The organism is Phreatobacter sp. AB_2022a (genome assembly GCF_026847585.1).
GTDB lineage: Bacteria > Pseudomonadota > Alphaproteobacteria > Rhizobiales > Phreatobacteraceae > Phreatobacter.
The window spans coordinates 100,074-121,614 of record NZ_JAPSET010000005.1 but is presented as its reverse complement, the minus strand read 5'-3'; the positions used below and the strand labels follow the sequence as shown (position 1 = coordinate 121,614).

General features: G+C 69.8%; 19 protein-coding genes. 5 read left to right on the top strand and 14 right to left on the bottom strand.

The features are described from left to right. Positions 1 to 40 precede the first annotated feature (40 nt). Both OZ671_RS05545 and OZ671_RS05540 read right to left on the bottom strand, forming a co-directional pair. Positions 41 to 649, bottom strand: coding sequence for an amino acid transporter (locus OZ671_RS05545; protein WP_268859808.1), 609 nt, complete (start codon positions 647 to 649; stop codon positions 41 to 43). Positions 650 to 682: 33 nt separating this feature from the next. Continuing rightward, positions 683 to 1,309, bottom strand: coding sequence for a histidine phosphatase family protein (locus OZ671_RS05540; RefSeq protein WP_268859807.1), 627 nt, complete (start codon positions 1,307 to 1,309; stop codon positions 683 to 685). A gap of 159 nt (positions 1,310 to 1,468) precedes the next feature. Here OZ671_RS05540 and OZ671_RS05535 point away from each other — a divergent pair, with 159 nt between their 5' ends. After that, on the top strand, positions 1,469 to 2,476 hold the full coding sequence (locus tag OZ671_RS05535) for a WD40 repeat domain-containing protein (protein WP_268859806.1): 1,008 nt from the start codon (positions 1,469 to 1,471) through the stop codon (positions 2,474 to 2,476). A gap of 10 nt (positions 2,477 to 2,486) precedes the next feature. Here OZ671_RS05535 and OZ671_RS05530 read toward each other — a convergent pair whose 3' ends face one another. From OZ671_RS05530 to OZ671_RS05495, 8 genes are all read right to left on the bottom strand, one after another. After that, positions 2,487 to 5,315 carry a DUF2339 domain-containing protein gene (locus OZ671_RS05530; RefSeq protein WP_268859805.1) on the bottom strand — a complete coding sequence of 943 codons (2,829 nt, stop codon included), beginning with the start codon at positions 5,313 to 5,315 and terminating at the stop codon, positions 2,487 to 2,489. Between the two features lie 136 nt (positions 5,316 to 5,451). Further along, positions 5,452 to 5,976 (bottom strand): tyrosine phosphatase family protein, encoded by a 525-nt coding sequence (locus tag OZ671_RS05525; protein ID WP_268859804.1) that lies wholly within the window; start codon positions 5,974 to 5,976, stop codon positions 5,452 to 5,454. 90 nt (positions 5,977 to 6,066) lie between these two features. Further along, positions 6,067 to 6,696 (bottom strand): HD family hydrolase, encoded by a 630-nt coding sequence (locus OZ671_RS05520; protein WP_268859803.1) that lies wholly within the window; start codon positions 6,694 to 6,696, stop codon positions 6,067 to 6,069. Positions 6,697 to 6,829: 133 nt separating this feature from the next. Further along, complete coding sequence (locus tag OZ671_RS05515) at positions 6,830 to 7,132, bottom strand: type II toxin-antitoxin system VapC family toxin (RefSeq protein WP_268859802.1); 303 nt, start codon at positions 7,130 to 7,132, stop codon at positions 6,830 to 6,832. Positions 7,133 to 7,175: 43 nt separating this feature from the next. Then, positions 7,176 to 7,994: an alpha/beta fold hydrolase gene (locus OZ671_RS05510; protein WP_268859801.1), complete on the bottom strand. Its 819-nt coding sequence runs from the start codon at positions 7,992 to 7,994 to the stop codon at positions 7,176 to 7,178. Between the two features lie 92 nt (positions 7,995 to 8,086). Continuing rightward, positions 8,087 to 9,100, bottom strand: coding sequence for an NADPH:quinone oxidoreductase family protein (locus OZ671_RS05505; protein WP_268859800.1), 1,014 nt, complete (start codon positions 9,098 to 9,100; stop codon positions 8,087 to 8,089). Between the two features lie 66 nt (positions 9,101 to 9,166). Then, on the bottom strand, positions 9,167 to 9,787 hold the full coding sequence (locus tag OZ671_RS05500; RefSeq protein ID WP_268859799.1) for a class GN sortase: 621 nt from the start codon (positions 9,785 to 9,787) through the stop codon (positions 9,167 to 9,169). Beyond that, a complete protein-coding gene (locus OZ671_RS05495; RefSeq protein ID WP_268859798.1) occupies positions 9,784 to 11,967 on the bottom strand; it encodes a marine proteobacterial sortase target protein in 2,184 nt (727 codons plus the stop codon). The genes OZ671_RS05500 and OZ671_RS05495 overlap by 4 nt, the downstream gene beginning before the upstream one ends. 179 nt (positions 11,968 to 12,146) lie before the next feature. Between OZ671_RS05495 and OZ671_RS05490 the strand changes: the two genes are divergently transcribed. Both OZ671_RS05490 and OZ671_RS05485 read left to right on the top strand, forming a co-directional pair. Continuing rightward, positions 12,147 to 12,911: a helix-turn-helix domain-containing protein gene (locus OZ671_RS05490; RefSeq protein ID WP_268859797.1), complete on the top strand. Its 765-nt coding sequence runs from the start codon at positions 12,147 to 12,149 to the stop codon at positions 12,909 to 12,911. A gap of 6 nt (positions 12,912 to 12,917) precedes the next feature. Next, positions 12,918 to 13,889, top strand: coding sequence for a DUF1624 domain-containing protein (locus tag OZ671_RS05485; protein WP_268859796.1), 972 nt, complete (start codon positions 12,918 to 12,920; stop codon positions 13,887 to 13,889). A gap of 42 nt (positions 13,890 to 13,931) precedes the next feature. Here the strand turns inward: OZ671_RS05485 and OZ671_RS05480 are convergent, their stop codons facing one another. From OZ671_RS05480 to OZ671_RS05470, 3 genes are all read right to left on the bottom strand, one after another. Beyond that, positions 13,932 to 14,513 carry a GNAT family N-acetyltransferase gene (locus tag OZ671_RS05480; protein WP_268859795.1) on the bottom strand — a complete coding sequence of 194 codons (582 nt, stop codon included), beginning with the start codon at positions 14,511 to 14,513 and terminating at the stop codon, positions 13,932 to 13,934. Positions 14,514 to 14,546: 33 nt separating this feature from the next. Next, the gene (locus OZ671_RS05475) at positions 14,547 to 15,218 is read right to left on the bottom strand and encodes a hypothetical protein (protein ID WP_268859794.1); all 672 of its coding nucleotides are present in this window, start codon (positions 15,216 to 15,218) and stop codon (positions 14,547 to 14,549) included. Positions 15,219 to 15,533: 315 nt separating this feature from the next. After that, a complete protein-coding gene (locus tag OZ671_RS05470; protein WP_268859793.1) occupies positions 15,534 to 16,400 on the bottom strand; it encodes a TetR family transcriptional regulator in 867 nt (288 codons plus the stop codon). Positions 16,401 to 16,423: 23 nt separating this feature from the next. Between OZ671_RS05470 and OZ671_RS05465 the strand changes: the two genes are divergently transcribed. Further along, positions 16,424 to 18,136, top strand: a complete 1,713-nt coding sequence (locus tag OZ671_RS05465; RefSeq protein WP_268859792.1) for an acyl-CoA dehydrogenase family protein — start codon at positions 16,424 to 16,426, stop codon at positions 18,134 to 18,136. 73 nt (positions 18,137 to 18,209) lie between these two features. Here OZ671_RS05465 and OZ671_RS05460 read toward each other — a convergent pair whose 3' ends face one another. Next, the gene (locus tag OZ671_RS05460; protein WP_268859791.1) at positions 18,210 to 19,793 is read right to left on the bottom strand and encodes an ABC transporter substrate-binding protein; all 1,584 of its coding nucleotides are present in this window, start codon (positions 19,791 to 19,793) and stop codon (positions 18,210 to 18,212) included. Positions 19,794 to 19,975: 182 nt separating this feature from the next. Between OZ671_RS05460 and OZ671_RS05455 the strand changes: the two genes are divergently transcribed. Continuing rightward, the gene (locus OZ671_RS05455; RefSeq protein ID WP_442957056.1) at positions 19,976 to 21,538 is read left to right on the top strand and encodes a GMC family oxidoreductase; all 1,563 of its coding nucleotides are present in this window, start codon (positions 19,976 to 19,978) and stop codon (positions 21,536 to 21,538) included. The last annotated feature ends 3 nt before the right edge of the window (positions 21,539 to 21,541 follow it).

The following is a 21,541-nucleotide window of genomic DNA, read 5'->3' as shown; positions in this document are numbered from 1 at the left end:
GGCCGGTCGGAGCGCGATCGATCGCCGCGGGCGCCGATCGCTACAGCGCCGCGATCCAGTCGTGGCCGGGATGCACGTGCGCCAGGGCCAGCTTCAGCCAGTGGCGCGCACCGGGCGGCAGTTTCGGCGCCGCCCCTGCAAAATCCACCTCGTCCTTCGGCCGCCGGTATTTGGCCTTGAACAGAAGGACGGCGGCGGGATTGAGATAGGGGATTCCGTCCGCCGTCCGCGCCACCATGTCGGAACGCGGCCGCGCAAGCGCAGCCGCGCGCTTGCAGACCCAGAGGTCGGGTTTTCCCGGTTCGATCATCATGTCGGCCCGCCAGCAACCGGCCGCATGATCGAAGCACCAGATCTGCTCGATCTCCGGCGCGGGCTCCCAATCGGCCGCCAGCGGCGCAAGCTGTCCCTCGTGCACGGCATAGAATGCCAGATCACCGAGGGCCTGCCGGAAGGCGCCGAGGTCCTCGCGCAGCACGGTGAATTCCAGGTCCTCATGCGGGCGCGTGACGGCGCCGTGCCAGAGATCGAGCGCCCAGCCGCCGACCACACACCAGGGCCGCGACACGATGCCGAGCCGGCGCGCCAGCTCGGCCGGATGCCAAGCCGCCCAGAGGTTCTGATCGGGAACTGACGATCGACCGGTCAATACAAATGCACTCGCGCGATGGCCGGGCGGCGGTCAGCCGATCGGCGCGGCTTCCCAGCCGCCTGTCGAGCGGGTGAACAGGATCGGCGTCGCATTGCGCCGCAGCTCGACATTGAGATCGACGCCGGTCAGGGCGGCGAGCACGAGGAGCTGGCCGCCATGGGCAACCAGCATCAGGTCGCCTTCCGGATCGTCCTCGCGCGACAGCCAGCGCGACAGGCAGTTGCCGGCGCGATGGACGAAGGCGGCGAGGGTTTCGCAGGCCGGGGGATCGTCGCGCCAGTCCATCTTGCCAACCGTCGTGCCGGCAAGCCCCAGGAAATAGCGCTCGGCGAGCCCGCCGTCCGGCTCCGGCGTCAGACCCCGCCCATCGGTGACGATCGCCGCGGTGCGCCAGGCCCGCATCATCGGGCTCGCCGCCACGTGGACGATCGAGGCGAGTGCCAGGCGATCGGCTGCCTCGGCCGCCTGGGCTTCGCCGGCGCTGTTGAGCGGCGTATCGGCGGCCTGGTAGATGCCCTTGCGGTTCCCCTCGGTCTCGCCGTGGCGCATGAAGATGAAACGGCTGAGCCGCGGCCGGAACGGCACGGCGCGGGCGAGGTCGACGATCGCGTCGAAACCGAGGGTCGGCGAGATCTGGGTGGGCGTGCCTGCAGCCAAGGATATCGCTCCTATCCGGCCCGTGCCGCCCCGCGGCCCGGCCATGCATTGCCTTTCGCTGAAATGGCCGAGGCCCGGGCAAGAGTCAAAGGCCCTTGCGACGGCTGCCTCGCATCGCAGGCTCTCGCCAGGATCGCCGGCATGGGTTAGCAAGGCGGCATGAGCACAGCATCCGGCCCCGCCCGCCCCTCCATCCGCGAACGCGTCCGCCCGATCGAGGCCGGCGAAACCGTCCTTTCCGCGCATTTTCTGGGCGACAGCGCCGTTCTGGTGCTCGCCTCGGGCGAGATCCTGATTGCCGACGACACCGACCGGCGCGAGACGCTGCATGACGGCGGCATCCTTGCCAGCGCGTCCGACGGCGCGATCCTGCTGACCGGCGGCGACGACGGCAAGGTCGTGACATTCTCGCCGAAGACGGGAGCGGCGACCGTTCACGACAGCGGCGGGACCTGGATCGACAAGGTCGCCCTTGGCCCGAATGGCGCAGTCGCCTGGAGTGCCGGCCGCAAGGCCTTCGCAAGCCAGGGCAAGGGCGAGCCGAAGCGGCTCGACCTCGTCTCCGCCGCCGGCGGCCTCGCGTTCTTTCCGAAGGGATTCCGCCTCGCCATCGCCCATTATGGCGGCGTCAGCCTGTGGTTTCCGAACAGCGAGGCCAAGCCCATCGGCCTGACCTGGAAAGGCTCGCATCTCGGCGTCGTCGTCAGCCCCGACCAGCGCTTCGTGGTCACCACCATGCAGGAGCCGCAATTGCACGGCTGGCGGCTGGAGGACGGCCAGCACATGCGCATGTCCGGCTATCCCGGCAAGGTGCGCTCGATCGACTGGACCGTCGGCGCGAAATTCCTGGCGACCTCGGGAGCGAGCGAGGCCATCCTCTGGCCGTTCAGCGGCAAGAACGGCCCGATGGGCGCCAATCCCACCATGGTCGCGCCTTCCGCCAAGGCCGGCGGCAAGGTGACCGTGGTCGCCGGCCACCCAGCGGCGCCCGTGGTGGCGGTCGGCTTCGCCGACGGCCTGATCCTGCTGGCGCGCATCGAGGACGGCGCCGAGATCCTGGTGCGCGAGCCGGACGGCGATCCGGTGAGCGCGATCGCCTGGAGCGGCAAGGGCCAGGCGATCGTCTTCGGCACGGAAAACGGCAAGGCGGGCCTCGCGCGTCTGTGACGTGCCCCGGTCAGCCGCCGGCCTCCTCGACGACCGGCGGATGCCGACGCCCGCCGGCAATGCCGAGGGCGCGCTGGTAGATGCGCCCGACCAGCAGCAGCACGAGACCGAGGCCGATGAACGACAGGGCGCGCCAGAGCCCGGTCAGCCCGGCCATGTCGTAGAGGAACACCTTGAACACGGTCAGCCCGACAAGGGCGGCCGAGGTCAGCCTGAGGACCCGGCTCTGGACGATGGCACCGGCCACGAGCAGGGCGATGCCGAGCGCAAGCCAGGCGGCCGAATAGGCATAGATCTCCGCATCCGAGGCGAAACCGTTGGTCACGACCGGGCCGCGGAAGACCGCCGCGATGGTCGTGTTGAGCCAGGCGAAGAGCAGGCCCGAGCCCATCAGCGCCATGACCTTCGCCTCGATGTCCCGACCGGCGCGGCGCTCGTAGAGCGCGGCGAAGAGCGCCAGGACACCGGCCAGGCCATAACCGAGCAGCGCCCAGTTGACGACCGGGTGGCGGCCGATCGGATCGCCGGTGATCCAGGGATTGGCCACCAGGCCCATCACCAGCACGATCCAGGCCCAGGAGCCGTAGCGCAGGATCAGCGCCGCGCCCTGCCAGACAGCGGCCTTGCGCAGCCCCGCAAGCCGCGACAGGCCGAGACCGAAGGCGAGGATGGTGGCGGTGTGGGTCGCCGCCTCGGCGAAGCTCAGCTCATGGGTGATGAGCCGCCGGCCATAGGCGCCAAAGGCATGGCGGATCTCGACGATGACGAGGAGCGCGGTGAACACCATGGCCAGCGCCTCCAGGATCTGGACCGGCGCATCCTCGCCGCGCCGGCGCTGCAGCAGCACGGCCGCCACGGCGGCGCTCAGGGCCGGCACGCCGTAGCCGGGCAGCAGCCAGTTGACGATGATGGTTTCGCCGACGGCGCCGCCGTGGATCGCCGGATCCCAGACGAGGCGCGCCAGAACGCCGATGCCGGTGAGCGCGGCCACCCAGCGCAGCGCCGGCAGCGGCCGCAGCGTATAGACCCAGGCGATGCCGGCGATCAGCGCGCCGAGCGCCAGGGTCAGCCAGGCCTTCTGCAGAAGCAGGGTCAACGCGAAGGCGACGCCCGCCAGCGCGCCGATCGCATAGACGGCGGAGGCGCCGGCAAGGCCCGGCCGGCGGCCGGAGCGCAGGCGGTGCGTCGCCTCGGTCATGACGCCGAAGCTTGCGGCGAGGACCATGGCGAGCGCGGCAAAGCGCGGCGAGATGATGAAGCCTTCGACCTTGCCGTAGACGATGGCCAGCAGCCCGAGCGGCATGATCACCGAGGTCGCCGCCAGGATCAGAACGGTGCGGGCTTCGGCCTGGCGCCGGTAGACGGCCAGAAGCGCCGGGCCGATGCCGTAGAGCAGGGCGAAGGCGAGCCCGGCCCAGACGATGCGGCTCAGCACGCCGGGCAGCGGCTCGGCGATGGCGAAGAGATCGTCGGGATTGAGGCTGGGCTTGAAGCCGGCCACCCAGCCGAGCATGACCAGCAGCGTCGCGAACCCCGCGCCCGGCAGCGCCGGAACGACCGCCGGTGCGCGCCAGACCAGGGCCATGACGGCGATGCCGATGAGCGCGAAGAGCACCATGGCGACGGCCCCCTGCCGCGCCTCGAGAGCCGCGAGCGCGCCGAGCAGGGTAAAGGCGAAGAGGATCAGGCTGGCGCGTGGCGCCATGCCCCGTTCGCGCGGCCGCGCGAAATGGATGCCGGGCACGAAAAACACCGCCGCCGCGGCAAGGCCGGCCGCCGCCTGGACGAGGGTGGCGTTCGAGCCGCCGCCGGTGCCGAACAGGGCGATAGTCCCGAGCCCGCAGGAGGCCGCGGTCGCGCCGAGCGCCAGCCAGGCCCAGCCGCGGATCCACGACAGCGCGAAGCAGGCGGTGGTGATGACGGCCGCATAGATCGGAAAGACGTATGGGTTGGGCGCGTCGGTCTCGACCAGGAAGGGCGCTGCGAAAGCCGCGACGAGGCCGATGCCGCCGAGCAAGGGGCCATGCAGTCCGGCGAGCACCAGCGTGCCGACGCCGACCGCGCCGAGCGCCAGGAAGGTGGCGGTCGGCCCGATGAAGCCGTAGAGCGCATGGGCGGCATAGATGGTGGCGAAAGCCGCCACCGCACCGGCGCCGGTCAGCGCGGAGGGAATGTCGGCCGCCGGCAAGGTCGGCAGGCCCTTGTCGCTGCGGCGCAGCCATTCGCCGCCGACGAGCAGAGCGAGCGAGAACAGGAAACCGAGCGTAATGCGCATGCCAGGGCCGAACAGGCCCTGCTCGATCGAATAGCGCACCAGGAAGATGCCGCCGAGGCCGAGCGCGATGGCGCCGACCCAGACCGCCCAGCGCGAACCGATCGCCTCTTCGAGATCGCCGAGATTTTTCGGTGGCGCAGGCAGTGGCGCAGCCGGCTGCGGCTCCGAGGGCGCGGCGATCGGGTCCATGACCTCGACCGGCCCCGCGCTTGCGATGACCGGCACCCGCCCGCGCGCCGGGCGGGTCTCGGCCGCCGGAGTGGGGACGGGGTCGGCCGCCGCCTCCGGTTCCGGCGCGGGCTGGGCCTCGGCAAGGTCCGGCGCTTCCGGCACTGCCTCGGGCCCGGTCCGCAGAGGGGGAGCCGGAGCAGCAGCCGCCGGCGGCGCGCCAGCGGCCATCGCCTCGCGCACGAGGCGGAGCTCGGTCTCGGACTGGGCGAGCCGCCGCTCCACGACCTGAAGCCGCAGCTTCAGGTCGCCCGAGCGGACGAAGGCGATGATCGCCAGAATGGGCACGCCAAGGACGAGCCCGAGGCCAATGAGCACTGCGAAGACGATTTCCATCGCGGCGGGATCCCCCGATCGGTCGATTCGCGACCATAGCACCTGGGCTCCGGACGCGTGCGTTCCGCAGAAAACAGGCGTGGATTTCAGGCCGATGGCGCGCCGTGCGCCGATGTTTCCGGGCGGAAACCTGCGATTACGCGCCGAGCGGCAGGAAGAACGGCTCGCCTTCGAATGCATCGCGGCCCCGACCGATGCGCGCGATGGCCTCGGTCATTCGCCCGTTGCGGCCGAGCAGGCCATCGGCAATGGCCACCAGCCGGGCATTGGGCGTGGCGCTGGGGCTGCGGGCGCGCAGCTCGCTCGCGATCGCCGCCTCGTCGCGGCGCGGATTGAGCGCACAGCTGGTGATGAAGGCCGCGGCCGTCGAGCGGCTGATCCCGGCCCAGCAATGGATGACGATGGGATGGGCGGGGCCCGCCTCCCCCCACCAGCGCTGCACGAAGTCGAGCAGGCTCAGCACATGGCGTTCGCCCGGTTCGACATAACCGTCCATCGGCGCAACGATGTCGTTCATGCCGAGGAAAAGATGGTTCTCCGGCTGGATCAGGTGCGGCCGGGTCACGGCCGTACCGGCATTGATCAGGGTCACCAGATGCTGCGCGCCCGTCGCCGAAACCGTATCGGCAATGCGGGCGAGCGAGCAGACATGGACGTTCACGGGACGGCGACCTTCGGCAGCGACGACATTCAGGAAGCATATTTTCGCAGCGATTCTGCGACAATGATATGGTTTTGACGACACCGTGTTTCAGGTCTGCGCTTCCAAAGCGCGGAACGTCGCGAGGAAGGCAGCCTTGGCCCGCCCGGCATCCTGCGGCACCAGCACCGGCGGCAGGCCGCGCTCGCCGCCGAAGACGCCGATCGGCGTGCCGAAAATACCGGAGGCCTCCTCCAGGCTGAATCCGGCCAACTGGGTGGCTTCCAGAAAAGCCGAGATCTTGTCGGCGCGTTTCGTCAGCGCGGTAATCTCGGCGGGCGGCTCGGCCGGCAGACCGAAGCGGATGTGGATGGCTGCCATCAGGCGCGCCTCCACGGCGCGATAATCGCCGCCGATCATGCTCTTGAACGGCGAGATCATGTCGCCGATGACATATTCGGGCGCGTCGTGCAGCAGGACGGCCAGATGCCAGCGCGGCGCAAGGCCTGGCTCGAGCCGCGCGGCGATGTCGGCGACCAGCACCGAATGCTGCGCCACTGAAAAGATGTGCCGACCGGTGGTCTGGCCGTTCCAGCGCGCGATGCGGGCAAGGCCATGGGCAATGTCCTCGATCTCGACATCGAAGGGCGAGGGATCGAGCAGGTCGAGCCGGCGCCCGGACAGCATGCGCTGCCAGGCCCTCGGCTTGGTGGATTTCGAAACGGCGGAGCGGGATGCCATGCGGCTGGTTTTGGCTGGTTCGGGCCGAAAAGGGAAGCATGTCGCTCGAGACGACGGCGGCAGCTGTCGGACGGCATTGATGATCGCGGCAAGCCGCAGCCTGCGACGCGTCGGGCGGTCCGGCCAAAAGCGATCACGCCGCCTCAATGTCGGTCAGCGAGAAGTCGGGTCCTTTGAGCATGCGCGGCTGGCCGTAGCGCCGCGCGCATGCATAGGAAAAGCAGTCGCCGAAATTCAACTGCGCCGGATGCCGGCCCTTGCCATGACGATCGAACGCTTCGATAGCCAAACTCGCCGCCTGCGGCGGCACGGCCGCAAGCTCAATTTTCATGAGCACCAAATAGTTCTCCAGCGCCACCGCCGTCTCGCCCACAGGGAAATCGAGCACGCGCGCCACCGCGATCGCAACCTCCCAAACTGCGAGCGGCGAGGTCATTCTGGCCTTGCCGTGCTGCCGACGACCAGTTCCGGCTGCCGGCTCAGGCTGCCGCGACGAACTCCGCCAGCAAGGCGTTGAACTCCTGTGGCCGCTGCAGAAACGGCGCGTGCTCGGCGCCCTTGAGGCGCACAACGCCGCGCGGCCAGAGCGAGGAATAGGTCAGGCCGCCGAAATAGCCGGGCTGGATGAAGGCGTCGTCATGGCCGTTGACGATCGCCAGCGGCACCTTGGTGGTCGCGACGATCTCGCGCTCGTCCAGCGCCTGTCCGGCGGCGACCGAGCCGAACATGACCTCGCGGGCGCGACCATCGGTGCGCCGGCACATGGCGAGCAGATGCGGATCGACCCGTCCGTCGACGGCCGAGGTATGCGTCGCATAGGCGAGCGCATCGGCCTCGGAGAAATCGCGCTTGCCGGTCAGGTTTTCGGCGCTGGGGTCGATGTTGAAGCCGGCCATCAGGCTTTCGATATCGGCCTTCACCGGCGGCGTGCCACTGATCATCAGTCCGCGTGCGGCGAAGCCGCGCCCGAGCATTTCGAGGCCGATATGGCCGCCGAGAGACCAGCCGAAGACGACCGGCCGGTCCAGGCCGAGCCGGGTGACGACGGCCTCCGCGGCCTCGGCATAGCCGGCGAAGGTATAGGTGCGCTCCGGCGCGCGCGCATCGTCGGAGGCGCCATGGCCCGGCAGGTCGAAAGCGACGAGCCGATAGCCGCCGAGCTCAGCGGCCGCGAACTGCCGCCCGAACACCTCCTTGCAGCTCGAATTGCCGTGGATGAGCAGGATGGCCGGTCCGTCGCCACGCGACTGGAGGAAGGCGATCCGCGCCAGATCCGTTTCGATAAAACCGCTATCCATCATGCTGTTCCCGGATGCCGCCCGCGCGGCCGCCGGCGCACCATGCGGGAGAACATCCGGCTGTGGAAGACGGCACCGGGAAAGGCTGTCCCTCAGACGGCGGCATCGGCCCGGCCCGTGGCTGCGGTCGCCAGGTCGAGGACGACGCGACCCACGACGCGCCGCCCGGCCAGCGTGGCAAGGGCCTCGCGCGCGTCCTGCAGGCCGAACCGGTGCGAGATGCGCGGCTTCAGATCGCCCTCTTCCGCCCAGGCGGCCAGCGTGGCGATGCTGGTGCCAAGGCTCGGCGGATCGCGCCGCGCCGCCTCTCCGGCCCGCACGCCAATGATCGAATAGCCTTTGATCAGCGCGAGATTGGCGGCGAAATGAGGGATCGTGCCGCTGGCGAAGCCGATCACCAGAAAGCGCCCGCCCCAGCCGAGCAGGCGCGCCGCCTCCGGCGCCAGCGCACCGCCGACCGGATCGAACACGATATCGACCGCGGGCACCAGCGCACGCACGGCATCGACAAGCGGGACCTGCCGATAGTTGATGACATGGCTTGCGCCTGCCGCACGCACGACGGCGAGCTTGCCGTCGTCGGAACCGACCGCGATCACCCGCGCGCCGCGGTGGCGCGCAAGCTGCACCGCGGCCATGCCGACGCCGCCGGTCGCGCCGAGCACCAGCACGGTCTCGCCGGCGGCAAGGCCGCGGTCGATCAGCGCGTGATAGCCCGTACGCATCGGCACCAGAAAGGACGCGCCGTCCTCGAACGAGAAGCTGGCGGGCAGCGCGAAGACGTTGCCTTCGGCCACCGCCACCTCGCCGGCAAAGCCGCCCGTGCGGGTCATGGCCATGACCCGGTCGCCGACGGCGAAACGGCCCGCGGCCGCGCCGCGCTCGACGACGACGCCCGCCACCTCCATGCCGGGCACGAAGGGCGGCTCGGGGCGCAGCTGATATTCGCCTTTGGTCATCAGATAGTCGGGGAAATTGACACCGGCCGCGCGCACGGCGATGCGCAGGCTGCCGGCCTCGAGCGGCCGGCGCGGCAGCCGTTCGAGGCGCAGGGTATCGGGCCCGGTCAGCGCGGTGCAGACGGCAGCCTCGAAGGTCTCGGCCATGAGCGGCTCCAGATGTCCGATCGAACAGGCGCTCCCGGCCGCTTGTCACATGACCGGGCCGGCAACTCAATCGGCCGTCCGGTCATCGACCGCCCTTGCTGTCACCACATAACGCAGAGGCCCCTCGGTGCGGCCGTCGAGCGGCCAGCAGGTGGAGAGCACCAGCCAGCGGCCGGCGGCCTGCGCATCGATGCCGGAGGCGTTCCACGGCACGACACGCATGCCGTCGACGACAAAGCGCTGGCGCCGGCCGTCATGCCGTTCGACCAGCACCTCGTCGCCCGCCCTGATGGCGCCGAGAAAGGCGAAATGGGTGTCGCGATGCGCGGCGTAGACCGCCGTGCCGGGATCGCCGGCCTGCGGCGTGCCGGGGACATGGCCTGGGCCGAAGGCGAGGGCCTGGCCGCTGTCGCCGGCGAGAACCACGGCCGCCGCGCCGAGCCGGGGCACGGTGATGCGCGCGACCGGCCAGGTGTCGAGCCAGGCCCAAGGCTTGACCGGCCGGCCCTCGGCGACCGAGCGCGCGAAGGCCTGATCGAGCAGCAGCTGCGCGACGGCCGCCTTGGCATGGATCCAGGCGGCCTGGCCGCAGAGGAGCAGCCCCACGGCAAGGCCGATGCCCGCCGCGACGGTGACGAGGAGGCGCCGGACGGCGCCTCCTCCGCGGATCCGGCCGGTCGCGGTCATGCGACCATCCCGCGGCGCCGGCGCGTCAGGGCGAGCGCGGCGAGGCTGAGCAGGAGGCAGCCGGTGCCGGCGGCCAGGCGCAGCCCGGCATCGGTGCCGGTGCGCGGCAGCGTCACGGCCCTGCCCTCGTCGCCCTCCCCGACCGCCGGGCTGGTGGAACCGACGCCACGCGTCTGGGCGACCTGGCCGAACAGGGCCTGGAAGTCCCAGCCGGCCGGCAGGTTCAGCGGCAGGTCCTGGCGGGTCAGCGGCGTGCCGACCGGACGGACCGGCGTATGGTCGACCGCAACAAGGCTCGTCTGGCTCGAGACGAGGCCGTGGGCGAGCGCGAGGTCGCGGATGCGCGCATCGGCGACGTCTCCGGTGATCCGGCGCAGCGAGCGCTCGGCCTCGACGTCGGCGATCTTGCGCCGCGCCCAGAGCTTGGAGAGGCCGCGGCCTTCGATGGCGGCGGCGACCGGCAGTTCGGCCCGCCACGTCTCGCCGGCAATGCGGCCTTCGATCCGCAGGGTGCCGGTCAGTGCCGCGACCTTGATCGCGACGACCACCGGCTCGCCGGCATAGAGATCGGGCATGGCCGCCGGCGTCATGTCGGCGCTCGTGCCCTCGATGCGGGCCGCGAGGTCGGTCACGACCGGACGCTCCAGCTTGCCGAACAGCTCACGCATGCGGGTCTCCACCTCGGCGACCGAGCCGATATGGGTGTAGGTGCCGCGGCCCATCTCCGCGCCGCGCGTCATCAGGAAGGTGTTGGGCGCCGAGCCGATGCCGACCATGAACAGGCGCGAGCGGCCGCGTTCGCGGGCGATCGTGTCGATCAGCTGCTGGTCGTTGCCGATCGCACCGTCGGTGAGGAACACGACCTGGCGGACGCGGGCGGCATCCTCGGGACGCGGGTCCTCCAGCGCGGCACGCAGGGCCGGAACCATTTCGGTGCCGCCGCGCGCCTCGAGGCCGGAGACGAACTGCCGGGCCGTGTCGAGATGGCCGGCATCGGCCGGAACCGTATCCGGGAACAGCTTGGTCAAGGTATCGTCGAAGCGGACGACGTTGAACCGGTCGCCGGGCTTCAGCCGTGACAGTGCGTAGAGGAGGCTCGCTTTGGCCTGGCGCATGGAGAGGCCGCTCATGGAGCCGGAATTATCGATGACGAAGACGATCTCGCGCGGCGCTTCGGCCGCGGTCGCGGCCGAGGGGGGCGTCACGAAGGCCATCAGATAGTCTTCGCCGCCGATCCGTTCGCGGAACAGCCGGGCCTGCGGCGCGGCGGAGGGGGCCGCCGTCCAGGTCAGTTCGAAGTCGCGGTCGGCCGGCACTTCGCCATCGGTCAGCATGATGAAGCGGCCGGCGCCCTCGGGCCTGTCGACCACCGCGTGATAGGCGCTCTTGACTTCGCCGAGCTGGAAGCCGGGCCGCAGCTGGACGCGGATCGACACCGGATTGGTCTTGTCGTAGCGGCGCGGATCCAGGACGGGCGCAGCCATGGCGGCGCGGTTCGACACCGGATCGGCGCCATCGGCGCCCGGCCTGGGATTGTAGCGCGGCCCCATCACCAGCGGCACGCGCACGGACGAGACACCCGCGCTCTGGCGGACCTGCGCCTGATATTCGATCTGCACCAGCACCGTCTCGCCCGGGCCGATATTGGCGACCGAATTGGTGAAGAGGTTCGGCCGCTGCTGCTCGACGAGACCGGCGCGCCGGCCTTCGGCGCGCGCCGCCTCATAGACCGCCCGGGCCTCGGCCCGCGGCTTGATCTCGCCAATGATGATGCGATTGCCGACCACCATCTTGAGATAGTCGACCGCGCCGTCGTCAGGCAGCGGGAAGACGTAGACCGCCTCGACCCAGCGGTCGCTGGTATTGCGGAACACCTGGGTGATCCGGCCGCGCACGGTCGGCCCGCTCACCGAGAGATAGACGTCCGTGCCGAGCCGGACCGCTTCGGTGAAGCCCGGACCGTCGGCATTGCGGACGAGGAGGCCGCCCGACTGCATGGCGCCGGGCGTCACGGCCTCGCCACGGCCATCGCCGGCCCGGGCATGGCCGAGAATGAGAAGGCAGCCGAAAAGCGCCAGCAGGGCGGCCATGGCGTGCCTTGCGAAACGCTCGAGCCGGGCGGCGAGGACGGTGGGGACGATGGCTCCGGCAATGGGTGGCCGGCGGATGGAGCTCGTCATGATCTCAAGGTCTCCTGCGATCGATGGGGACAGGCGACCTCCCTTTTGTGCGCAGGCGCGTCCGCACAGTGAGCGTCGAGTTCGGCGTCTTCCGGCCATCGGCCGCACCGGCCGTCTTGTTCGCGGCCGGGCCGTGTGACACTGTGCGGCCTTGTGCGGAAATGTGCGGAAGCGTTCAGATGCCGGCCACCGAGAGCGAGCTGACGGGCGAACACAGCCGGGTGGTCGCGGGCCTCGTGCGCAGCGAGCTGGCGCGCCGGCGCATGTCGCGGCAGGCGCTGGCGGACAAGGCGCGCATCAGCATATCGACGCTGGAAAAGGCGCTCGCCGGCAGCCGGCCCTTCACGCTCGCCACGACGCTGCGCCTCGAGGAAGCTCTCGGCCGATCGCTGCAGCCCGGCGGCGCAGCACCGCAGCCGCAGGCGCAACCATCGGGCCTCGCGCCGACCTCGCTCGGCGCCTATTCGCGGGCGGCCGCCGATTGGCTGACCGGCGAATATCTGACGATCCGGCCCTCGCTCGAGGAGGCCGAAGCAATCTTCGCCTATCACACCGAGATCGTCTGGGACGAGGCGGCCTCACATCTCGTCTTCCGCGAAAAGGCGCGGCTCGATGCCGCCTTCACCCAGAAGGGCTCGGTCTCGCTGCCCAACCAGTCCGGGCAGGTCTATCTGGTCACCAGCGAAGCCGGGCAATATCGGCTGGCGATCCTCAACCGGCCGACGATCACCGGCGAGCTCTACGGCCTCATCACCACGCTGCAGGTCGGGCTCGGCGGCCATCTGACGCCGGCCTCCCTGCCGCTGGCGCTGATCCCGATGCGCCATGCACCGGCCGCCGCGCCCGGGCGCCTGCATGCCGCTGATCCCACCTACGCCGCCTGCCGCGAACGCCTGGAGCGCATCACGCGGCAGGGTTTCGCGCGTCTCGTGGCCGTCGGCTGAGGCGCCATGACCGCCATTGCCCCATCGGCCGCCTCCACGCCGTCGCGACGGGCCGACCTCGTCGACCTCGCACGCGGGCTGGCGCTCGTCGCCATGTTCGTCTTCCACTTCACCTGGGACCTGTCGCTGTTCCGGCTGATCGCGACCGACATCGCCGCCGAACCAGGCTGGCGCTGGTTCGCGCGCTGCATTGCCGGCTCGTTCCTCGTCATCGTCGGCTTCAGCCTGGTGCTGGCGACCCGCAACGGCTTCAAGGCCCGCCCCTATTTCAAGCGGCTCGCCATGGTGGCGGGCGCTGCCGCGCTGGTGACGCTCGCCACCTGGTTCGCCCTGCCCGACGCCTATATCTTCTTCGGCATTCTGCACCATATCGCCGTCGCCAGCGTGCTGGGCCTCGCCTTCCTGCAGCTGCCGTTCCTCGCCGTCGCGGGCGCGGCGGTCACCGCCTTCGCGCTGCCTCCGCTCGTCACCAGTCCGATCCTCGACAGCTCCTGGCTCGCCTGGCTCGGCCTCGGCCGCCAGCAGCTCTCGACGGCGGACTATGTGCCGGTCCTGCCCTGGTTCGGCTGCGTGCTGGCCGGCATCCTGCTCGCGCGCCTCATGCTTGGCAGCACCCTCGGGGCGCGCGTCATGGGCTGGCGCGCCGCGTCCGCACCCACCCGGCTCCTCGCCTGGGGCGGCCGGCACAGCCTTGCCGTCTATCTCGCTCACCAGCCGGTCTTCTTCGCCGTGCTGTTCCTCGTCGCCCGGGTCGCCGCCATGCCGGCGGCCGATGCCCGCCCCTTCATCGCCGCCTGCGAACGCAGCTGCACGGCCGTGGGCCAGGCCGCGGCCACCTGCCGGCCAGCCTGTCTCTGCACCGTCGACCGGCTGAAGCGCGCACAGCTCTGGGACAGGGTGCTGACCGACCGGCTCAGCGCCGACGAGCGGACGCGCATGAGCGAGATTGCGGAAGGCTGCTACGACGCGCCACGCTGAGGGCCTTTCCGGAGCTGGTTCGGTCAGGTCCTCGCCCGGAGCTCAGCGCGGTCGCCGCAGCATCGGGACGAGCGTCGGCGACGAACCGGCCTGGATCGCGCCGAGCGGTTCGAAGCCATGGCGCCGGTAGAGCGGGATGTTGCGCGGGTTGGAGGATTCCAGACAGGCCGGCGCCGGATCGCGGTCGCAATGCGCGAGTGCATCCGCCATCAGGGCGCCGTGACCCTGGCCCTGGCAGCACGGATCGACGCCGATCACCGGCAGGTACCAATGCGGCTCGGCGGGGTGGAACGCAGCCATCTGCTCGAATATGAACGCGGCCTTCGCCGAACGAGCGGGTGCGACCGTGCTGTCCATCAGCGCACCGAGCTCCTCCTCGTCGCGATGCAGGCCGGGCGCCAGCCACAGCGCGGCACCGGCAAAGCCGTCGGTGCAGAAGGCGCTTCCGCCGGAGAAGGCCTTGCGCCCGAATGCGCGGACCAGCCGCGGCATGGCTGCGAGGTATTCGTGGGCATGAGGCCAGGTCCATCGGGCCATCGGGTCCGCGCCGAATGCCAGCACGATGGTTTCGACCGCCGGGCGCTCATCGGCCTCGGTCATGACCCTCACTGTCGGCGATCTCACGTCCGCGTCCTACGCACCGGATGCGCGATGGGTTCACTGTCCGTGGTCAGCCACCATGTGATCGGCCAGGCTGTAGCAGTGGCTTGCCTGATAGGCGTTCCGGCCCCGGTTCATATGCGTCAGGTTGAAGGCCCTGACGGCCTGCAGCGCGCGGCGCTCCGTCAGGAATTTGCCGATCGAGGCGCAGCCCCGGACCCTGACGCCGAACATGTCCTCGCCGCGGGGCACGACATAGCTGACGTCTTCCGGCGCCGCCACGCAGTGCTCGAGGAAAGCTTGGTCGATCTGGGCCGCGTCGCGTGAACGGTCCCTGGTGAAATCGGACAGATGCACCAGGAACAGCGCGCGGATGCCCTCTCCGTCCGGATAGAGCGAGAACAGCTCCATCCAGCTCGCATTGACGCGAACCAGGGCCTTGCCCGGCGTCGAAGGCAGACAGGACACCGACCAGTAGTGCCGTTCGGTCCGGCGCGGGATCGGGATGCAGTCGCGGCCGTATCGCCCGAGAATATCCAGGACCGCCCCGGCCTGCGGCCGGCGCAGCAGCTTCTCGAACCGGGGGGCATATCTGAAGCGCAGTTCCAGGGACTGCTCGCGCTCGTCGGCATCGTGCAGAACCGCCCTGCCCTCCAGCCAATCGCGCTGCTGCCGGAGGTCGAGGAAACGACGGAGGCCCGTCGGGCCGGAGCGGTTCGCCGCGCTCATAGCCGGTCCTCCGCCGATCCGATCCATGTGGTTGCGGCGGCGCCCGCTCGCCGCGCCCGGCGGCCTCGTCCGCCGCGCCCCCATCGATCGCCAATCCCACTCCGCATGCAGAGGCCTCTTGCCTGCCGTCGACATGTACCCGGCGGTGCCGGCCCGACGGCAAGGGCGCCGATGCGCCGCCGCCATCAGTCCGGTTCGCGCCTGTTCCAATCGGCCACGCTCCGGAACCATGAAACAGAATTGCGGCGACGGCATACCGGATTTTCACGGCCGGCCTTCCGAAAAAACCGCCGCAGCGACCTGTGTCGACGGCTTTCAGCCGGCCCGGCCCGCGCGTGCCCTTTGCCGCAGGTGCACGGGAGTCCCGGCCCCGGCCGCACGGCCGTTCAGGACGGGATTGTCGGGCCGCGCGACGGCCGCCAGGCAGAGATCCGCGATCGCCTCGGCCACTTCCGCGGCCCTTTCGCGGACGCCGCCCGTGTCGGGGGCGAGCGAGCCGACGAGCCCTTCCATGAACGCGCCGACGAGGCAGGCGCCGGCGACCTCGACGTCGACCGCCCTGAACTCGCCCGCGGCGATGCCCTCCCTGATGATGGTCTCGAACACTCGCGCGATCGCGCGGCGATATTGCAGCCGGGTGCTTTCCACCTCGGGATCGATCGGCTCGAAGATCAGGCCATAGGCGAGCCGCCGGCCGCGCATGGCGCGCGTGGCGAAGGTGCGAACCGCGTCGCGCACCTTCTGCGAGGGCGATCCCTCCGACACCGCGATGCCGGCGAGGACATCCACTTCGCGCTGGGAGGTCGTGCTCACGATGGCCGCGCAGAGCTCGGCCCGGGACGGGAAATAGCGATAGATCGTACCCACCGCGACACCGGCGGCCGCGGCCACGGCATTCATCTGCAGATCGCCGAAGCCGCCATCCATGACGACGGAGCGCGCCGCGCGCAGGATCTGCGTCTTCTTGTCGAGCGAGCGAACCTGCCTGCCGTTCATCGTCACGCCCCCCGAAAGACGGATATCGATATGCCGCCTTGATATGAATTCGAATTCATTTTCATCTTGATTGATGCAGCTCGCGGCGTCAATGTGTGTCGCTACCCCTGACTTCGCATTCAATGAATACGAATTCATATTCATGCCGAATGAGCACTGCCACCCGCAGCCGCGCAGCTGAAACACGATCACCCCTTCCCGGGCTTCCCATGACCAAGGCTCCCCTGGCCGGCACGGCCGACACCTCCGCCAGCCGCTACAGCACCCATGACGTGCGCAACCAGGCACGGCCGGCGACCGGCTTCAACGCCTTCGCCGGCGATGCCGTCCTGCGCGCCGCCATCGCGCGCGAGGCGCCCTGGGCGGCGGAGCGCTGCGACGCGCTCGGCGCGGTCGCGGGCGACGAACATGTGCAGGACCTGGCACGCCTCGCCAACCGCAACCTGCCCGAGCTTCGCACGCACGACCGTTTCGGCCATCGCATCGACTGGGTCGAGTTCCACCCGAGCTGGCACGAGCTGATGACGCTCGCCTGGCGGCACGAGGTGCCCAATCTCGCCTGGCGCACGAATCAGAAGAACGGCCACTTCGCACGCGCCGTCCTGTCCTATCTCTGGAACCAGGTCGAGCATGGCACGGCCTGTCCGACCGGCATGGCCTATGCTTCCTATGCCGGTTTCGCCGCGGAGCCCGCCCTCGCCATCTGGGCGGAAAAGGTCAAGGGGACGGAATACGAATTCAGCCGCAGGGAGGTCGGCGACAAGCCGTCGGTGGTGATCGGCTATGCGATGACCGAGAAGCAGGGCGGTTCGGACCTGCGCGAGACGCAGACGACGGCGCGCTTCTCGCATGCCGGCGACTATCACGGCAAGACCGCCAACTGGTACGAGCTGACAGGCCACAAATGGTTCTGCTCGGTGCCGCAATCCGACGGCTTCTTCACGCTCGCCAAGGTCGATGGCGAGGTGACCTGCTTCTTCCTGCCGCGCACCCTGCCGGACGGCAGCTACAACCGGTTCTTCGTGCAGCGCCTCAAGGACAAGGCTGGCAACAAGTCCAATGCCTCGAGCGAGGTCGAATATGCGGGAACGCTGGCGATCCGTGTCGGCGAGGAAGGCAAGGGCATCCGCGAAATCCTGTCGCACGCGCACCTGACCCGGCTCGACTTCGCCATCGGCTCGGCCGGCCTGATGCGGCAGTCGCTGACGCTCGCCCTGCAGCATACGACGACCCGCAACGCGTTCGGCACGACCATCGCGGACCGGCCGATGATGACCCATGTCCTGGCGGACATGGCCGTGGAGGTGGAGGCGGCGACGCTGATGGCCCTGCGTGTGGCGAAGGCCACCGATCAGCTTGCCGCGGTCGAGCACGAAAAGCTTCTGGCGCGTGTCGCAACCCCTGCGGCGAAGTTCTTCAACTGCTCGCGCGCTCCCTCGATCGCCTTCGAGGCGCTGCAATGCCATGGCGGCAACGGCTTCATCGAGGAGAACCCGATGGCGCGCCTCTATCGGGAAGCCCCGCTCAACAGCGTCTGGGAAGGCACCGCCAACATGATGTGCATGGACGTGCGGCGCGCCATGACGAAGGACCCGCGCACGATCGAGGCGCTGTTCGACGAGGTCAGGCCGCTCGCGCGCCAGGATGCGCGCTACGACGCGATGGTCGCGCTGGCCGAGCGGCTGGTGCGCGGGGCGGCCGCCGACGAATGTCTCGCCCGTCCGATGACCGAGGCCGTCGCCCGCATCCTGCAGGGCGCGGAGCTGCTGCGCCACAGCACGCAGGAGGTTGCCGACCTGTTTCTCGCGACACGCAATCCGGGACTGCCCGGCGCCTGGGGCGTGCACTACGGAACGCTCGGCGAGGCCGTCGGCTCCGCCACGGCCTCAGCCGTCATGCGGCGGGCCATGGTCAGCGGTTGAGGCCGCAAGCGCCACGGCCCGGCAGGTGGCGGCACATGGCCGCCGCGCGGCATGGATCGAGCCGGCCGTCGCCTCAGGCCCTGCGGACGTTCCAGAAGGTGGCAAAGCCGCTCTTCACCCCGGTCAGGCTCGAGCGGAAGGCGGTCGGCTGGATGTACTGGCCGAGCGGCAGGTAGGGCGCGTCGACGAAGGCCTGCTTCTGGATCTGGGCGGCGATCGCCTGCTGGCCGGCAAGATCCGGCGCCTCGAACCAGGCGTGGCGCAGCCGCTCCAGTTCATCGCTCTTCGGCCAGCCGAAAAAGCCGCCGTCGCCGCGCAGCAGGAGATGAGCCGACGGATCGAGCTGGTCGAGCCCGCCCCAGCTCGAGCAGTAGCAGCTCCAGCCGCCGTTCTCGACCGGCTCGCGGTTCGACCGGCGCTGGATGACGGTGCCCCAGTCGAGCGCCTGATAGTCGACATTCATGCCGACGCGCCGCATCATTTCGGCTGCGACATCGCAGGAATTCTTCACGTCGGGCACGTTCACGCCGGCGAGCAGCACCACCTTCTCACCCTTGTAGCCGGCCTGTTCCAGTGCCTGCCTCACCTTGGCGTCGTCGCGCGGGCCGGTGAGCACTTCCATGCCGGCACTGCTCGCCATGGGCGTGCCCGGGCAGAACACGCCGACGCCGGTGCGGAACATGCTGGCGTCGCTGCCGACCTGCGCCCGCATGAACTCCTCCTGGTCGACCGCGCCGAGCAGCGCCCGGCGGATCGCGGGATTGTCGAAGGGCTTGGTGAGCGTGTTGAAGCGCAGGGTCGGGATCATGCCCGTGGGCTCGGGCACCTCGACACGGACGCCGCGGTTGCGCTTCAGCATCGGCAGGAGGTCGTGCAGCGGATATTCCCACCAGTCGACCTCGCCGCCCTGGAGCGCGCCGGCGGCGGTCGCCGGATCGGGGATGATCGCCCATTCGACCCGGTCGAAATGGGCGACCTTCGGCCCGCCGGTCCAGCCCGGTTCGCCGTCGCTGCGCGGCACATAGTCGGCGAACCGCTCGTAGACGACGCGGGCGCCCGGCACGCGCTCGTCGAGCTTGATGCGATAGGGGCCGCTGCCGACCATTTCGGTCACCTGCGTCGTCGGTTCCGCGGCGGCAAGGCGCTCCGGCATGATCGCCGGCATGTAGGAGGGCACCTTGCCGAGCGCATTGGGCAGCAGCGGGAATGGCCGCTTCAGGCGGAACCGCAAGGTTCTGTCGTCGACCGCGGCAAGTTCGTCGGTCGCCGCCATCAGGACCTGACCGAAACCGTCGCGGCCGGCCCAGCGGCGGATGCTGGCGACACAGTCGCGCGCCAGCACCGGCGTGCCGTCATGGAACTTCAGGCCGTCCCGCAGCCTGATGGTCCATTGCCGGCCGTCGTTCTCGGTGCCGGCGCTCTCGGCCATCTGCAGCACCGGCCGCAGGTTGCCGTCCATGCCGAACAGCGTGTCGAACACGAGATAGGCATGGTGACGCGTGACATAGGCCGGCGAAAAGACCGGATCGAGCACGGCGAGGTCGGCATGCGGGACGAATTTCAGAACGCGCTGGTTCTGGGCCAGCGCAATGCCCGGCGCCGCGAGCGCAGCGGCAAATCCCGCCCCGGCGCCCTTCAGAAATCCCCGACGGTCCATCGATCACCCTTTCCCAGAACCCATCTTCCGGCGAACGCTAGTCAGGGCGGGGCGCAAGAGCCATGGCCGGCAAGCGGGCGGACGTTCCGCCGGAATTGCATAGCTCGACGCGGATCGCGCCCTTTAGGCTCGACCGATCGGCAGCCGCCGGCAAGGCTGCGCCGGACATGAGGGCCATGGGAATGATCGGCGAGGACTACGACTACATCATCATCGGCGCGGGATCGGCCGGTGCGGTGCTGGCCGCGCGGCTGAGCGAAGACCCGGCCGTCAAGGTGCTGCTGCTCGAAGCCGGGCGTGATTTCCGCTCGGCGGAAACGCCGGATCATATCCGCATCCCCAATCCCATGCGCGCGATCGGCGATGACGACTATCGCTGGCCGAAGCTGATGGCGCGGCGCACCGAGCGGCAGGAACCCAGGCTGCTCTGGCGCGGCCGGGCGGTCGGCGGCAGCTCGACCATCAACGGGCAGATCGCCATTCGCGGCGTGCCCGACGATTTCGACCGGTGGCAGGCCGACGGTTGCGCCGGATGGGGCTGGCAGGATGTCCTGCCCTTCTTCAACCGGCTCGAAACCGACGTCAATTTCGGCACGGCACCCTATCACGGCAGCACCGGGCCGATCCCGGTCTATCGCGCGCCGGTGGCCGACTGGGGCAGCGTCGACGTGGCGCTGAAGGACGCCTCCATCGGCCTCGGCTATGGCTGGTGCGAGGACCACAATGCCCCCGAGGGCACCGGCGCCTCGCCCTATGCCATCAACAGCCGCGCCGGTGCGCGCGTCTCGACCAATGACGGCTATCTGGAGCCGGCCCGCGGCCGGGCGAACCTGACCATTGTCGGCCACGCGCTCGTCGATCGGCTGCAGGTCGAAGGCAACCGCCCGCATGCGAGCGGCGTGCACGTCACGGTCGAGGGCCGGACCTATGCGCCACGCGCGAACCGGAGCGTGATCCTGTCGGCCGGCGCCATCCACTCCCCGGCGGTGCTGCAGCGCTCGGGCATCGGTCCGGCCGGCGTGCTGAAGGGCCTCGGCATTCCCGTCGTCGCCGACCTGCCGGTCGGCGAGAACCTGCTCGACCATCCGATGATGCCGCTGTTCCTGACGCTCAAGGACCATGCGCGCGTCGGCACGCTGATGCACCGCCATACCAATTGCTGCCTGCGCTATTCCTCCGGGCTCGGCGGTGCCGGCGAGAACGACATGATCGTCATCGCCGGCAATCTCGTCTCGCTCGGCGCGAATGGCGACACCGGCCGCGGCCGGCTGGTCGTCTCGGTCTACCAGGCGTTCAGCCAGGGCCACGTGCGGATCACCACCCCCGACCCGAGCGTCGATCCCGCGGTGGAGGAGCGCATGCTGTCCGACGAGCGCGACCTCGTCCGGATGCGCGACGGCGTCCTGCGCCTCAGGGCCCTCGCCCGGCACGAAGCCATCCGCGCCATTACGACCCGCGTCGACTATGGCTCGACCGGCCGCTCGATCGAGGAGGACTTGAGCCCGGCCGAACTCGACGACTGGCTGTTCAGCGAATGCTCGGATGCCCAGCATGCCAGCGGCACCTGCCGGATGGGTGCGGCCGACGACCCCCGTTCGGTGGTCGATCCGGACTGCCGGGTGATCGGTTGCACCGGTTTGCACGTCATCGACGCCTCGATCATGCCCGAGGTGGTACGCGCCAACACGCATCTGACGACGGTCATGATCGCCGAGAAGATGGCCGAAAGGCTGCGGGCGGGCTGAAAC